Genomic DNA, 15,101 nt, shown 5'->3' with positions numbered 1-15,101 from the left:
GGGCCAGGCACTTGGCCAGCCCGCACCCTGCTTTGCCACAGGTATATTCGGTGCTGATTACATGGAATTCTTTTACTTTTCCGCCGTTCAACCAACCATTCCCTACTATCTAAGCAACCGGTATTTATGAGCGAACTACTACATTCCGACGAATCGGTCGAGCGGCCGGTAATCCGCCTCAGCCCCGAAGAGGCCAGCCAGATTCAGGCCACGTTTATGCGGCAGGTGTACGGCTGGATGGGCGGGGCGCTGGCCCTTACGGGTGGCATTGCCCTGCTCATCAGCTCCACGCCCGAGCTGGTGGAACTGGTAGCGGGCCAGCGGCTCGTGTTTTTCGGGCTGCTGCTGCTGGAGCTGTTCGTGGTGGGCTACATTTCCAGCCGCGCCGCCCAGATGTCGGCCAGCACCATGACGGGCGCGTTTATTGCCTACGCGGCCCTGAACGGCATCACGCTCAGCGTCATCTTCCTGGTGTTTACCGCCGACTCCATTGCCTCCACGCTGTTTGTGGCGGCCGGCACCTTTGCCGTTATGAGCCTCTACGGCTACTTCACCGGCACCGACCTCTCGCGCTGGGGCAACGTGCTGATGATGGCCCTCGTCGGCCTCATCATTGCCTCGGTCGTGAATATGTTCTGGCTTAACTCGCTACTCTACACCATCACTTCCTGCGTGGGCGTGCTGCTGTTTGTGGCCCTGATTGCCTACGACACCCAAAAGCTCAAGGCCCTGGCTTTCACCGGCCTCGGCGACGCAGATGCCACCCACAAAGCCTCGCTGCTCGGCGCCCTCACGCTCTACCTCGACTTCATCAACCTGTTCCTGTTCCTGCTGCGCTTTTTCGGCCGCCGCCGCTAAGAAGCTGCCGGCGCAGTCTAGGCACGGTGTAGAGACGCCTATTTGCGTCTCGTCGTTGAACGGCCGTTGAATGGTCGTTGAACTCTCATGTGGAAACAGCCAACCTCAGCAACGACGAGACGCAAATAGGCGTCTCTACACCACTCTTCAAAAACTAACTCAAACAGCTTCCAAACCCAGCAGTTCACAAAGAAAGCCCCGCCGGCACGTGCCGACGGGGCTTTGTTATAGAAAGAACCGGAGCCGAAGCTAGCGGGCCCGGCTGCCCAGCCAGGCGGCCCGAAACTTGCGCTGGGCCTTGCTGACGGGCATTTTGGCCTGCTCGTAAGTCACCACTTCCAGGCCCGGCTCCTCCGCAAGCGTAACGGGCACCGTGCGCACGCCGGTACGGGTCCGGACCTCCGCCTGCACCACGTCGCCGGGGCGGTGCTTGCCAAGCAGCTCCGGTAGGCTACGGCCGCTGGTCAGGCGCTGGCCGTCAAGGCGCAGCAGCACATCGTCGCGGTCGAGGCCGGCCTGGTAGAGCGGCGAGCCGATGGTGGTGGCGCCCAGCGTGGCGGTGCTGTCGGTGGGGTTGAAGCTCAGGCGGGCCGCCAGGCTGGCCTGGCCGGGGCGCAGCGGGCGTACCAGCAGGCCGGCCGGGGCCAGTAGTTTGGGGTAATCGGGGCGCTGGTGGCCGAGGATGTGCTGGCGGAAAAACCGGCCCGCGAAGGCCGTGTCGCGGGCTACTTCGCCCAGCACGCGCCGCAGATCGGGGATGGTGTAGGGCCGGGTGGGGGCGTAGTTCTGCTGCTGGCTGCCAAACTGCTGCCACAGGGCCCGCATGTAGGTGTCTAGGTCGGTTTTGTAGCGCTGGCGCAGCTCCAGGTCGAGAGCCAGGGCGTTGGCCCCGCCGATGTAGTAGTAGCTCAGGTAAGTGTTTGCGCGGTTGTTGGGGTCGATGGCGGCCGCCGCATCCACGAACGGGGCCTGCTGGCTCATGTGCACCGGCGAGAAGCGGGCCGCGCCGGGGCTCAGCGTCATGGCCCCCACTAAGCCCGAAAGGGCCTCGGCACAGTACATCGAGTCGGTGGCGTACACGCCGGCCCGGCGCTGCAGCAGCTCGCCGTAGTACTGGGTGAAGCCCTCGGCAAACCACAGGTTGCTGCTCATGTTGGCCCGGCTGAAATCAAACGGCTCCAGATCCTGGGGGCGCAGGCGCTCCACGTTCCAGGCATGAAAAAACTCGTGCGACACCGTGCCCAGGTTGTCTAGCAGCCCCGCGCCGCGCAAGGGCCGGGCGCTGGTAACGGAGGTGGAGTTGCGGTGCTCCATGCCGTCGGAATTGGTCTGGGGCAGGTAGTTGGCAATGAACGTGTAACGGCCAAAGTCGAAGGTCGGCATTCCGCCGAATACGGCGGCCGCCTCGCGCACTATCTTCTTGGTCTGGGCCGTGTAGGTATCCAGCTCGGCGCTTGTGCCGTCGTGCAGGGCCATGATTTCAATGGTGCGCCCGCCTTCCTGCCAGACGCGCATCTGCTGCTCGCCGAGGGAAATCGGCGAATCGAACAGGTACTGCAGGTGGGGTGCGGTGAAGGTGGTGCCGGCCGCGTCGGGCTGCAGCTGGGTGGCTACTTTCCAGGCGGCCGGCAGGCCGGCGAACTGCACCTCGGCCGGGCGCTGCGCCAGGCTCTGGGCGTAGGCCAGCGTGGCGGGCGTGTTCAGGTGGGCGTGGCGGGCGTCGATGCCCACGTAGGTGCCGTCGGTCCGGTCGCCGAACAGGGTGTAGGTGAACGTGACGGTGCCGTCGTGGCCGCTTACGTCCCAGCCCGAGGGGTCGGGTTTGGTGATGGTAAGCGTGCGGCCCCGCGAGTCGGTGGCGGTTACGTCGTACACGTTTTTGGCAAATTCGTGCAGGGCGTAGCGGCCGGGCGACGAGCGGGCCATGCGCACCTGCAGGGGCCCGGCGGGCACCTCGCGGAACGTGACCGTGACGCGGGCTTCGTGGTGGACGGCGTTGGGCAAGGCCACGTTGTAGTGCACCGGCGCCTGGGCCCGGGCGGGGCGCGTTAGGGCCAGGGGCAGGCTAAGCAGCAGCAGGGCCGCGGTTTTGCGCATCAGCATAAGGTAGCAGCAGTAAGAATGGAACCGCTAACCTAAGCAATTTGCGCAGGCTGTGGGCCGCAGAGGCCGAAATCATTGCCTAGCTGACCGCTCAACCCGCCGCCTGCTCAGCCCCCGACTCCCGCCACACGCTGGCCTCCACCATCTGCCCAAAAAACTGCCCGGCCGGCGCGGGGTGCAGCCCCAGTCGGGCCAGCTCGGCCTCTATCGGGGGCCGCTGCCGCCCGCTGATGCCGGTGGTCAGCCCAAAAAAGCCGTACATGAGCCGCAGCAGCAGCCGGTGCCACCAGCGGCGTGGCGGCCCGAAATCGGCCAGCAGCCACGCGCCGCCGGGTGCCCGCGCCGCGCCCAGCCGCGCCACCAGCTGCCGCAGCCGCCGGGGCGCAAACAGGTCGAGCAGGAAAAAGGTAATCAGCACTTCGAACTGCTCCGTTGGCTGCAGCGCTGCCTCCGTGCCCAGCCGGAATTCTACCTGGCCTGCTGCCTGGGGCCAGTGGCGGGCCAGCCAGGCGCGGCTGCGGGCCAGCATGCGGGGCGAGGCTTCCAGGTACACGATGCGCGCGCCGGGGCAGCGGCTCAGCACTTCGCCCAGCACCCAGCCCGAGCCCCCGCCCGCAACAAGCACCCGGGGACGGCCGGTGGTGGGTAGCCCCGCTGCCAGGGCGGCCTGCTGGGCCCGCTGCAGCGCCCGCCCGTACACGAGCCGGGCCAGCGGGTCGTAGAAGACCGCCACGTAATCGAAACCGGAATCGGGCAGGGAAGCGGGCATGAGGGGAGCAGGGGCGAAGCGGCGGTGGCGCCAAGCTACGGCCTGCCGCCGGCTTTTGCGCGCCGGGCCGTATGTTTAGGCACTATGACCAAGCATTTGCGCCGGCTGCTGGCCGGCTTTACCCTGTTTCTGACCGAGTTTGCCGTGACGCTGCTGCTGGGCACGGCCGGCGTGGTGGCTTTCCTGGCTTTGAGCCGGGAAGTGTTCGACCAGGACGCCGCCACCTTCGACGCGGCGGCTTTCCAGTGGACGCAGGCGCTGCTGGGGCCGCAGCGGCAGCAGTGGGTGGAGGCCATTACGTTCCTGGCCTCGCGCAACTTTGTTACCGTGGTGGGGCTGGCGCTGGTAGCCTGGCTGCTGCTGGTGCGGCGGCGGCACTGGTACTCGCTGCTGGTGCCGGTGGTGGCGCTGGGCTCCATCACGCTCAACCTGGTGCTCAAGCAGATTTACCACCGGCCCCGCCCGCTGCTGCCCCTCACTTCGGCCTCGGGCCTGAGCTTCCCGAGCGGGCACGCCATGATTTCGGCCTCGTTCTATGGGTTGCTCATCTACTTTGCATGGAGCCGGTTGCGCCATCGTCCGCTGCTGCGCTACGTCGTGGTGGCAGTGCTGGCCGGCCTGATTATCCTCATCGGCCTGACGCGGGTGTACCTGCGGGTGCACTACGCCACCGACGTGCTGGCCGGCATTGCCGCGGGCCTGGCCTGGCTGATAATTGCCATTCCGCTGCTGCAGCAGCTGGAAAAGCGGGTTAGCGTCCGCTTTCGTAAAGACCCGCAATTGGCTGAAAAACAGCCTCAATAGGCCGGAATCGAAATTTAAGTCAGTAGTTTTTCAGCTTTTTTTAACTGAATACTTGCAGCGCGTTCGAAAAACCGCCTATCTTTGCAGCATCAAAAGGCCCTCCCCGGAAGGCCGGATGATAGAAAGCTGCGCTTGTGGCGAAATTGGTAGACGCGCTGTCTTCAGGCGGCAGTTCCGCAAGGTGTGGGAGTTCGAGTCTCCCCGAGCGCACGAAAAGCCGGTCCAGCAATGGGCCGGCTTTTTTGTTTTCTGCGCCGGTTACGCGGCCCTAGGGTTGGGCTGCGGCCTGGCCCGGCTCGGGCACTTTGCCGGCCGGCCCGGCTGCTTACCTGAACAGCGCCCTCGGAACGGTGGTATTGGTATCCGCGTACGCAGCGCAGCACCTAGCGCAAACCGGTTATTTATGGGCACGCCTTCGTCTCGTTCCGCTTCCTGCCTGCCGCGGCTTACGCTGCGGTCAATTCTGATGGTAAGCGTGTTTGTGGCATCGGCAGCGCTATTCTTCCTCATTACGCGGGTGGTGTTCGTCGACCAGTCGGTGCAGTTCGATAACTGGGTTTTTGAGCAGTTTGACGCCGGGCGGGCCGCCTGGCCGGCGCTGACGCCCGTGGTGCGGTCGTTGACTTTCTTTGCCTCGCTGCCGTGGCTGGTGGTGGCCGGCATCGGTATTCCGGTGTTGCTGCACCGCTGGGGCCACCCGCGCGAGGGCTGGGAGGTATTGCTGGCCGTAGCCGGCTCGGCGCTGCTCAATCAACTCCTCAAAGGCTATTTCCAGCGCCCCCGGCCCTCGTCGGCCCTGTTCTTTCAGCCCGGCCTGAGCTTTCCGAGCGGCCACGCCATGATCGGGCTGGCTCTCTACGGCTGCCTGGCCTGGATTCTGTGGCGCCACCGCCACCACCCCGTCTGGGCAGTTCTGCTGGTGCTCTTCGCCCTCTTTATCGGTGGCACCCGGGTGTATTTGCACGTGCACTACCCCACCGATGTGCTGGCCGGTTTCGCCGGGGCAGTGCTGTGGCTGATGTTGCTGCGGTGGGCGTTTTTAATGAGAAATGAGAAGTGAGTACAGAGAAGTGAGAAACGCAATGTCAGGGCGAGCCTGTGGCGCATCAAGCCAGTGTCGAAGCAAGCCGGGGGAGTAGCGTGCTAAGCCCTGAATAAGCAGAAAGCCCCTAACGTCCGTGCTGGCGTCGGGGGCTTTTCGCTTGATAATACTTGTCATTTAGCCCGGGCGGAGCGAGGCAATCCGCCCGGGCTAAATGACGTACCGTTTCTCACTTCTCACTTCTCACTTCTCACTTCTAAACCAGCTTCACCTTCACCCGCAGAGCCAGCAGGCCTTTGGTGCCCTGCAGTTCTTCCAGCTCCAGCTCCTCGATTTCCTCTTCGAGCAGGCCGCGGTCCTGCAGGTAGTCGAGGTACTCGAAATACTCGTCGGCCTCGCGCTGCTGGCTGTACACCAGGGCCAGGCAGCCCGGTTGGGTGAGCCGCTCGCCGGTGCCGGCCACCGTGGCTTTGTCGATGCGCTTCTTGATGATTTCGTAGCGGATGTTGTAGGCGCCGTCGACGTCGAACTGGCGCTCATCCTGCCGGAAACGGATGCTCAGGGGCTGGCTGTGGATGAGGATGAGCTGGGTGGTTTCGAGCGGCAGCGGCAGCTGGTCGCGCAGGGCGGCCGTGCGGCGCGTTATCTCCACCATTGCCAGGAGCTGCCACAGGCGCAGGTTTTTAAGAAACACCAGGTCAAAGGGCTTGTCTTCGACCAGCGCGGCGCCCACGTAAATGTTGTACTCCACGCCATCGGTTTTGAAGCGCTGGAAGTAGTGCGGGAACATGGCCTGGGCCTCGGCGTCCTGCTCGTCGAGGTAGGCGGCAATGGCGTCGTTGAGCTGGGTGGTGCTCTGCTCGAAGGCCTTGCGGCGCTTGTAGAGGATGCCCAGCTCGGGGTCGATCTGGGCCCAGTACTGGGCAATAACGGGCCGCAGCTCGGGCGTATTGTTGCCCAGGTACTCGAACAGCGGCTCCATTTCGGTGCGCAGCGAGTCGAAGATGCTGACCTCGTCGCCGCTGGCCATGCCCTGGCGCAGGCGGCGCAGGTTTTTGCCCACGTAAAACTTCAGCTCATCCAGAATGGGCAGGTGCTGGAAGTCGGAGGCCTTTTTGAGCACCTTGCCGGCCAGCGTGAGGTGCTCAATCAGGTCGCCCTGAATAGCCTCGTTGCGGGCCGTGCTGCTGCCCCGAATGTCGCAGGCGCCGTGCAGCGGGTACACGTCGTGAAACACGATATCCTCCATTTCGGCCTGGCGGTTGCCGTCCTCCAGCTTCTGGAGCAGGTTCTGGGCCGCATCGGTGAAGCGCCACTCCATGGTGGGGTGGATGGCCGTGAATTTCTCCTTCACAATGGCCTGCACCCGCGTCTGCAAATCCTCGGCGTTGCGCTTCACGGCCACCGCGAACAGGGGCAGAAACTGGTTCACGTTTTCCAGGCTGAACTCGTTTAAGTCGCCCACCGTGGGCGAGCCCAGCTCCAGCAGGCCCACCGTATCATCACCGTAGGGCAGCAGCGCCAGAATGGCCGAGCGGATGCCCAGGCTCAGGATCTGCTCGCGCAAGTCGTCCGGAATGTCGGCCTGCTCCACGTTCTCGAGCACCAGCGGGCGGCGGTCGGCCCAGAGGCGGCCGTAAATCTGGCGGAAGCCCGAGCCGACATCGGCGGTGTGGAGCTGCTTGGTGAGGAAGCTGTGGTTGATTTTGCGGCCGAAATCCACGAAGGCCCGCTTTTTTTCATCGTAGGCGGCAATGCCGAGCTGCAGCGTGGGCTTGCCAAACAGCACCCGCAGCTTTTCCTGAATCTGTTCGAGCCGGTCGGAGGCCTGCAGCACGTCGCGCTCCAGCAAGTCGTACTTGAGCTCCGACAGCACTTCCTGCTCCGTTACATCTACCAGGTGCAGAATATTGAAGCCTTCGAGCACGAAGCTGGCGGGCGGCAGCTGGTCGAGCCAGAGTTCGAGGCGGTGGGGGTTGCGGCTCAGAAACTCCAGCTGCTCGGGGCTCAGCGCGGGTTTCTCGCCCACCACCTGCACATCCAGAAATGACGAGTTGAACTCGACGCTGTAGTGGCGGTACAGGCCCACCTTGTAGTCGGGCACCGTGAACACCACCCCGCTCTGCAGCGGCAGCTTCACGCCGTACACCTTTTCCAGAATAAGCTGGTAGGCCATGCGGGTGGTGTACACCTCCAGCTGGTCCATGGTGATGTTGAGCGGCTGCTTGATGATGTGCTGCGCGTTGAGCAGCACCTCGGCGAAGTGGGGCGTATGGTAGAAGCTGTGGCGCTGGAAGGGCGCTATAGCCCCCACAATATCGGTTTCGAAGGAAGCGGGCGGAAACACGGCCAGCATCAGCGTTTCCACCAGGTCGCAGTTGCATTCGAGCTGGTCGAGGTCGGTGATGGGGCCGCGCACCCATGCGGCGGCTTCCACCTGGGCGCCTACGGCCCGCGAAAACAGGGCAATGCCCTCGTTGGCCGATTCCTCGCCGGCTTTCCAGTAGGCAATCAGCGGCTCCAGACTCAGCCTGGTCTGAAACGGAAACGAAGCAACGGCGGTGGTAACGGATTCCTGGGGCATAAAAAAATAGAGTTCGGGGCCGCCCGGCGGCAACAGTCGGGCTTGCGGTTAGCTATACGAGCCCGCGGCCCCGCCGGACGTTGCCGCCGGACGGCCGGTGGTGTTGGGAAACAGCAAAACGGCGCCGCCATAGCCGATGTACCTGAAAGCGCCCACCCCAACCGGCGAGGGCCAGCGCCGGCAAGCCGGGTGGGCTGCAAGCGGGGGCGAACCGCCGGCCTGCGTGGCGCAGCCTTGCCCCGGGCTGCCGCCTAAGGCTTGCGCTCGACCAGAATTGGCCGCAGTGCGTCGCTGCCTTTGCTGTCTTTCGGGGCGGTTTGGTTTTGGGGCGTTGGGTTGCCGTTGATGTACACCAGCTTGTTGTTGTTGTCGAAGCAGGTGCAGCAGCCCTCGGCCCGGAAAACGGTGTTCAACTGTACACTATCAATGCGTAAATCGAAGGAATGCACCTTGCTGGTGCGGCTGGGGGCCAGGTAGAGCAGGTAGGAGTAGCTGTCGAGCTTGCGGTTGCCGGCCTGGGCGAAGGGGGTAGTGTTGTTGATGACCACGGGCTGCGAGTACCGGGCTACCGGGCGCACCAGCAGCACAGTGTCGGCGCCGGGCCGCTGGGTGGTATCGAGCGGCACGCGCACCAGGTACACGTTTTGCACCTCCCGGGCCCGGAAGCCTACAGGGTTGGGGCCCGTGGTATCGGCGCTGAACTGCAGGCCCACGGCGTCGGCATACTGGTCGTCGCACTCGCAGGCCGTCGAGCCGCAGCAGGCGGCCAGGGCCGTGGCCATAATCAAAAACGAAAACCAGGTAACAAAGGAGCGCAGCATAGGCCGTAAAGATACGGGGCGGACGGCAAGGGTTGCGCGCCCGGGCCCTAGGGCGCTAACGCCCGCGCCGACGCCCGTCGTGCCGGCGCCACGTATTTTTTTTGCAGCGTTTTCAGGTAGGCTACCGAGGCAGCCGAGAATACCGGCGGATGCGTTTTATCGCGCCGGGCGGCCCGCTGGTAGAGCAGAAAGAAGGCCATCGGGTCGTCGATGGCACTCAGCAGCCGGGGCAGCAAGCCCTGGCGCTCGATGGTGCGGGCCATAAAAAAGCCCGGCAAATGGCCGTTGGAGCCGTTGGACAGGCGCCGGTAGTAGCGCAGCTCGGGCCGCGGCGCGCTGGGCCGGGCGGCCAGGGCCTGCATCACCGAATCGAGCTGGTGCAGCACCGAGGGCGCGCGCCGCAGGGCCCACTCCCGGATGTCGGCCGAGTCGGCGGGCGAGCGGAGCTGCACGCTCTTGTCAATCAGGTCGGCCACGCCCTCGTTCAGGGTCATGTTCAAAGCGTACAGCAGGGGGCGGTCGACGGAATCCGCAAAACTGAAATCGAGGCCGGGGCGCAGCTGGTGGTGGATTTCGTGGGCTTCGAGGATGCCCACCTTGGGCTTATCGGAATCGACGGCGGCCTTGAGGCTGAACACAAGGCCCTGCTGCTCCGAAATAGCGTCGTTGCCAATAGCCACGTAGGCCAGCTGCAGGTCGGCCACGCGGGTGTGGGCGCGGGCCGGCAGAAACTCGTAGGCCAGCTGGTACATCAGGTGGAAGTAGGCGGGCTTCTGCACTGTTTGCCGGAGGTAGGCGCGATACTCGGGCTCGCGCTGCCGGTACTGGTCGGCCAGCACGTAGTACCAGTCTTCGGCCTTCAGGCGGGCCCGGCGCACCGAGTCGAGGCTGGGGCGGTAGGCCACCTCAATGGCGTGGCGGTAGCGTTTCAGCCCGCGCTCATCGAACACGCTGGCAATGTAGCGGCGGTTGGCGGGCACGGCCACGAAAGCGGCCCACATGGCGTCGGTCAGGGGCTGGTCGCGGCGTAGGGCGTCAGTCATCTCCCAGTAGCGCTCGGCGGCATCCACGTTTACGGTTTGGGCAGCGGCGGGTCGGGACAGTAGCGTCAATAAGGGCAGCAGCAGTAGGCAGGTTGTTTTCATGGGAAACCGGAAGGGAGGGCATATGGGGGTAAGGTAGTGGCTGGCAGGTTACCAGGAACGCCGTAGGGGCAGCGCTGGTCCCCCGCCCGCTGTTAGACTACTTCGCTTTCCTATTGCCTAGTTTTGCGGGCCTATGCTTTTCGTTCTGTTTCGCCGCCTCGCCCTGCTGCTGGGCGGCATCCTGCTACCCCTGGCGCTGGCCGCCCAAACTGTTCCCGGCCCCGCCGGCCCGCCGGTTCCCGACCTCAACTGGCTAAGCCAGCAGCTGCGCGAATCGGTGGTGCTGCGCCAGCACCAGGTGGGCCTGAGCCTGGCCGACGCCAACACCGGCCAGACGCTGTTCGGCTACCAGGACAGCCGCTACTTCACGCCGGCCAGCACCACCAAGCTGCTCACGCTTTACGCCGGCCTTAGCCTGCTGGGCGCCGCCGACTCGCTGCCCGGCCTGCGCTACGTGCAGCGCGGGCCCGATACGCTGCTGTTCTGGGGCACCGGCGACCCTATGCTGCTGCACGGCGACGTGCCCACCCGCCGGGCCTACGAGTTCCTGCTCAGCCGCCCCGAAAAGGTGCTGCTGTATGCCCAGGTGCCCATGCCGCCCGCCTTTGGTCCTGGCTGGAGCTGGGACGATTACGGCTACTATTTCCAGCCCGAGCGCAGCGCCATGCCCATTTACGGCAACACCGTGCGCTTCTATGGCCGCCCGGCCCCGGCCGCGCCGCGGGTGCTGCCGCGCTTTTTCCGGCCCCTGGCAGGGCCCGCCCCCGGCACCCGGCCCAACCCGGCCAACGACCACGTGCAGCGGCCCGCCGAGGAAAACCGCTTTTTCGTGTTTCCATCCGCCCGCGCCTGGGTAGATGAGGTGCCCTTCCGGACCAGCCCCGCCCTGCTGCTGCAGCTGCTGCAGGACACGCTGCGGCGCCCGCTGCTGCCCGCCGGCCCGCTGCGCCTGCGCCCCCACGACTCGGTACGCGTGCTGCGCACGCTGCCGCCCGACTCGCTCTACCGCCGCATGCTGCGGGTGTCGGATAACTTTCTGGCCGAGCAGCTGCTGCTGCTGTGCTCTTCCACCCTGGCCCCCGACTCGCTGAGCCCGGCGCGGGTTATCCGCACCATGCAGCAGAACTACCTGCGCACCCTGCCCGATGCCCCGCAGTGGGTGGATGGCTCGGGCCTCTCGCGCCTCAACCTGTTCACGCCCCGCTTCCTCACGGCCCTGCTCGTGCGCCTGCACCAGCAGGTGCCCGAGCCGCGGCTGCTGAGCCTTTTGGCGGCCGGCGGGGGGCAGGGCACGCTGCGGCGGGGCTACCTGCCTACTGGCAAAACCGGGCCCTGGCTGTGGGGCAAAACCGGCACGCTCACCAACAACCACAACCTGGCCGGCTACCTGCGCACCCGCTCGGGCCGGCTGGTGGCGTTCAGCTTCTTCAACAACAACTACGTGGTGCCCACTGCCGCCGTGCGCCGCGAAATGGAGCGGCTGCTGACGCGGGTGCGGGAGGAGCTGTAGAAGAGCTGTAGAAGCCCGTTGCTACCGGCAGGCGGGCAAGTGCTTCCGCCATACAACGGCACAGTAGTATGCTGCCAACCCCACCATTTTACTCCAATGCAACACCCCTTGATTTGCCTGCTGGCCGGCGGTATGCTGATTTCAGCCGGCTGCCAATCGGGCCCTGCTACGCCGGCTGCCGGAATCGTGGAAACTCCCGTTGCGGCCGATACTACTGCTGCTGCCGCTGTTCTTGCCGCCCCGACCGCCGATAAGCCGGCAGCAGCGCCAGCCGCGGCCGATTCGCTGGCGGCCGTGCGGCGGTTTGTGCCGGCCGGCTACCAGGTGCTGGCCACGCTAAGCGGCGACCTGAACCGCGACGCCTACCCCGACCGGCTCGTGGCCCTCGACACGCTGCAGCCCGACAGCCTGCGCCCACAAAGCGAGGCCCGCCGACCCCTGCTGGTGCTGACCGGGCAGCCCGGCGGAGGCTACCGCCTGGCGGCCCGCAACGATGAGGCCGTTATGTGCGGCAACTGCGGCGGCATGATGGGCGACCCGTTTCAGCAGCTGGTCATTAAAAACGGCTACTTCTCCGTCGAGCACTACGGCGGTTCGGGCTGGCGCTGGACGCACATCGTCACCTTCCGGTACGACCCCGCCGACCGGCACTGGTACCTGCACCGGGCCGGCGGCGACAGTTTCCATGCCGCCGACCCGGAAAAGGTAAAAACCCACGTCGAAACCGTGCGCGACTTCGGCCGGGTGCGCTTCGAGCACTATACCGGCAACCTTGGCCAGGCCGAAGGCGGCTGAAGTGACGCGCCCCCGAGCTACTTCAGCAGCTGAGCCAGGGTGGCTGCCAAAGCTTCGTTCTTCAGGTTTACGGCCACGATTTTGCCGCTGGGGTCGATGAGGAAGTTCTGGGGAATAGATTCGACTAAGTAATGCTTGGCAAGCTCACTTTTAAAAGCGCCCGGCTCCCATACCTGCGTCCAGGGCAACTGGTCGTCTTTAATAGCCTTTAGCCACTGAGCGCGCGTTTTTTCGGTGTCAACAGAAATGCTCAGAATAGAAAAGTTCCGGTTCTTATAGGCCGCGTATGCCTTCAATAAATACGGGTTCTGCCCCCGGCAGGGCCCGCACCAGCTGGCCCAGAAATCGACCAGTACATACTTGCCGCGGTAATCGGCCAGTGAAACCGGCTTGCCCTCGGGTGTCGGCTGGGTGAAAGCGGGAGCCAACGCGCCAATGGTAACCGCCCGGCGGGATTCCAGCAAAGCGCGGTATTTCTGGCCCGCGGCACTGTTGCGCACATCCGCCGACAAGGCGTTGAACAGCGGCATCACTTCCGTATAGTCGGGGGCGGGGCCGTAGTACTGTTGCATAGCCGAGAGCCGCGTGTACGAGTCGGGATGCGTCCTCATGTCGGTTTTCAGGCTTTCATCAACTTGGCCGGTTGTCATCCGGCTCTGTTGCCCTTGGTACTCCTCCACGGCCGCGGCTACTTGCTGGCTATCGGGCGTGGTGGCAGTGCCCGAAGCCGTTTTGATAACCTGCAGCAGCTCGCCGTATTTGTAGCCCCCTGCACTATTGCGTACTCTCGGCGAAAGCGCGTTGTAAAGCGGGGCGGCCTCCGTGTAGCGCGGAGTTTCCCCATTATTCATCACTCGGATAAGTAGGTGCAGACTGAGGTAAGAATCAGGGTGTGCCCTGATATACGCGGCAAGCTGCTGGCTGCGCTGCTGGTTGAGGACTGCTTCCTGGGCCTTTAGGCGTCGGGTAAGTTCTGTTGCCGTTGCTGATTGGCCGGCTGCTTCCTGTTGGGCATATAGGCTATTGAGTTGCTCATCAAACGGCTTTATAGCGCCCCACATGCTAGTAAGCTCAGTACTCAAGGAGTTGCCCGTAACGCGGGCGTTCTGCAGCGAGTCGGCACTGGTGATGATAACAGGCCCCGGTTCTACAAACAATCCAAGCCGTTCAACTTTTCGGAGGGCGTCGTTCAGATTACCATTACGCGCCAGTACCAGCATCCCGCCATTAGGGGCATCCATCGTGCCTTTTAGCTCGAATGTGCCATTAGTCAGGGCTGCGGAATTGCTGAACCTGCCGCCCTGCAACAGATAGATTCGGGCTGGCGCGTTGAGCTTCCCGATAGTGCCTTTGATAGTAAATGGTACGGGCTCCTGGGCCCAGGCCAGCCCGGGAGCAAGCAGCAACAATCCAAGCAGATATTTGGTCATAGTAGTTAAAAGGTAGGGTGAGGTGAAGTTCAATATCCGTCCCGCACAATGCACTTCGGGAGAGAGGCATATAAACCAAGCCCCTACTACTTGAGCAACTGGGCCAGCGTGGTTTGCAACTCGTCACCTTTTAGGTTCACGGCCACTATTTTGCCAGTTGGGTCTATCAGGAAGTTCTGAGGGATGGCCTTCACATTGTAGCGCCGGGCAACGTCTCCTTCGAGTAGGTGCGGCTCTACTACCTGGGTCCAGGGTAACTGGTCGTCGGCAATGGCCTTCAACCATTTGTCGCGGCTCTTTTCAATATCGAGCGATATACCCAGCACGTCAAAATTTCGACTCCGATATTCGTTGTAGGCTTTCGTGATGTTGGGGTGTTCCTGGCGGCAGGGTTTGCACCAGCTGGCCCAGAAGTCGATAAGTACATACTTGCCACGGTAGTCGGCCAGAGAAACCAATTTGCCCGTGGGCGTAGGCAGGGAAAAATCGGGAGCGGGAGCCCCGATGGCCACGGCTTTGAGTGCTGTCAGCATCTGGCTGTAACGTTGCCCCTCGGCACTGTTCTGCAGGGTGGGCGACAAGGCCTGGTAAAGCGGGGCCAACTCCGCATACTGCGGCACCATACCCGCGGCGCTCTGCATGGCATCCAGACTTACCCAGGAGGTCGGGTTGGCTTTTATGAACGCCGCGTAGCTCCGCTGGTAGTCTTTGCCAACAGCATCAAACGCCGCCTGCATCCGCTTCTTGAATTCTGGGGTCTCCTGTTCCTGTGGCGTCGACTTCTGCCATTCAGTACCGGCCGCAGCTATTTTGTCGGAGATAGGCTGCTGAGAGGCTATCAGGCGGTTGTAATCGGTGGTGAGCTGGGTGCCTTTAAGCCGGGCATTCGGCAGCGAATCGGGCGTAGTGAGTACCACCGGGCCGGGCTCCAGAAAAATCTGGGTGCGATTAGCCGACATGGAGTATACATCGCGCAACCGGCCGTTGCGCTGCACAACAATATCTACTGTTTTGGGTCGGTCGGTGGTGCCCTTGAACTCGAAGGCGCCGTTTTTTAGCGTGGTGGAGTCCAGCAGTTCCGACCCATGCAGCAGGTAGACTTTAGCCGGCGCATTCAACTTACCGATGGTTCCTTTAACAGTGAACGGCACGGGCGCCTGCGCCTTGGCCAGCCCGGGCAGCAACAGCAGCATTCCCAGCAGATAGTTTTTCATAGATAGATATGGAAAGTGGCGGATAT

12 protein-coding genes and 1 tRNA gene are annotated in these 15,101 nt (G+C 63.7%); 6 read left to right on the top strand and 7 right to left on the bottom strand.

Going from position 1 to position 15,101, the window contains the following annotated elements; genetic code table 11:
* The first annotated feature begins 126 nt into the window (after positions 1–126).
* Complete coding sequence (locus BMY67_RS12110) at positions 127–858, top strand: Bax inhibitor-1/YccA family protein (protein WP_092771918.1); 732 nt, start codon at positions 127–129, stop codon at positions 856–858.
* Positions 859–1,107: 249 nt separating this feature from the next.
* Here BMY67_RS12110 and BMY67_RS12105 read toward each other — a convergent pair whose 3' ends face one another.
* Both BMY67_RS12105 and BMY67_RS12100 read right to left on the bottom strand, forming a co-directional pair.
* Positions 1,108–2,961 (bottom strand): M61 family metallopeptidase, encoded by a 1,854-nt coding sequence (locus BMY67_RS12105; RefSeq protein WP_245745031.1) that lies wholly within the window; start codon positions 2,959–2,961, stop codon positions 1,108–1,110.
* 91 nt (positions 2,962–3,052) lie between these two features.
* A complete protein-coding gene (locus BMY67_RS12100) occupies positions 3,053–3,730 on the bottom strand; it encodes a class I SAM-dependent methyltransferase (RefSeq protein ID WP_092771916.1) in 678 nt (225 codons plus the stop codon).
* An 84-nt stretch (positions 3,731–3,814) separates the two neighbouring features.
* On the opposite strand from BMY67_RS12100, the gene BMY67_RS12095 reads away from it, so the two are divergent.
* The 3 genes from BMY67_RS12095 to BMY67_RS12085 all read left to right on the top strand — a co-directional run bounded on the left by BMY67_RS12095 (position 3,815) and on the right by BMY67_RS12085 (position 5,594).
* Positions 3,815–4,534: a phosphatase PAP2 family protein gene (locus BMY67_RS12095; RefSeq protein ID WP_092771914.1), complete on the top strand. Its 720-nt coding sequence runs from the start codon at positions 3,815–3,817 to the stop codon at positions 4,532–4,534.
* A 128-nt stretch (positions 4,535–4,662) separates the two neighbouring features.
* Positions 4,663–4,744 (top strand) — tRNA-Leu (locus BMY67_RS12090).
* A gap of 193 nt (positions 4,745–4,937) precedes the next feature.
* Positions 4,938–5,594 carry a phosphatase PAP2 family protein gene (locus tag BMY67_RS12085; protein ID WP_092771912.1) on the top strand — a complete coding sequence of 219 codons (657 nt, stop codon included), beginning with the start codon at positions 4,938–4,940 and terminating at the stop codon, positions 5,592–5,594.
* A gap of 238 nt (positions 5,595–5,832) precedes the next feature.
* Here the strand turns inward: BMY67_RS12085 and BMY67_RS12080 are convergent, their stop codons facing one another.
* The 3 genes from BMY67_RS12080 to BMY67_RS12070 form a co-directional block, all read right to left on the bottom strand.
* Entirely contained in the window at positions 5,833–8,160 is a 2,328-nt protein-coding gene (locus BMY67_RS12080) for a GAF domain-containing protein (RefSeq protein WP_143069808.1), read from the bottom strand.
* Positions 8,161–8,411: 251 nt separating this feature from the next.
* The gene (locus tag BMY67_RS12075) at positions 8,412–8,981 is read right to left on the bottom strand and encodes a hypothetical protein (RefSeq protein ID WP_092771908.1); all 570 of its coding nucleotides are present in this window, start codon (positions 8,979–8,981) and stop codon (positions 8,412–8,414) included.
* A 47-nt stretch (positions 8,982–9,028) separates the two neighbouring features.
* Positions 9,029–10,126: a DUF5700 domain-containing putative Zn-dependent protease gene (locus BMY67_RS12070; protein WP_092771906.1), complete on the bottom strand. Its 1,098-nt coding sequence runs from the start codon at positions 10,124–10,126 to the stop codon at positions 9,029–9,031.
* Positions 10,127–10,259: 133 nt separating this feature from the next.
* Between BMY67_RS12070 and BMY67_RS12065 the strand changes: the two genes are divergently transcribed.
* Together BMY67_RS12065 and BMY67_RS12060 are read left to right on the top strand one after the other, a co-directional pair.
* Positions 10,260–11,636 carry a D-alanyl-D-alanine carboxypeptidase/D-alanyl-D-alanine-endopeptidase gene (locus BMY67_RS12065; protein ID WP_092771904.1) on the top strand — a complete coding sequence of 459 codons (1,377 nt, stop codon included), beginning with the start codon at positions 10,260–10,262 and terminating at the stop codon, positions 11,634–11,636.
* A gap of 96 nt (positions 11,637–11,732) precedes the next feature.
* Positions 11,733–12,431 (top strand): hypothetical protein, encoded by a 699-nt coding sequence (locus BMY67_RS12060; protein ID WP_177189804.1) that lies wholly within the window; start codon positions 11,733–11,735, stop codon positions 12,429–12,431.
* Between the two features lie 17 nt (positions 12,432–12,448).
* On the opposite strand, the gene BMY67_RS12055 is transcribed toward BMY67_RS12060, so the two are convergent.
* Entirely contained in the window at positions 12,449–13,861 is a 1,413-nt protein-coding gene (locus BMY67_RS12055) for an AhpC/TSA family protein (protein WP_092771900.1), read from the bottom strand.
* Between the two features lie 86 nt (positions 13,862–13,947).
* Positions 13,948–15,075 carry a TlpA disulfide reductase family protein gene (locus BMY67_RS12050; RefSeq protein WP_092771898.1) on the bottom strand — a complete coding sequence of 376 codons (1,128 nt, stop codon included), beginning with the start codon at positions 15,073–15,075 and terminating at the stop codon, positions 13,948–13,950.
* Positions 15,076–15,101 lie beyond the last annotated feature (26 nt).

It is taken from the genome of Hymenobacter actinosclerus (assembly GCF_900111515.1).
GTDB classification, from domain to species: domain Bacteria; phylum Bacteroidota; class Bacteroidia; order Cytophagales; family Hymenobacteraceae; genus Hymenobacter; species Hymenobacter actinosclerus.
Note: the sequence above shows the minus strand (reverse complement) of the source record. Positions and strands in the feature narration are given on the sequence as shown.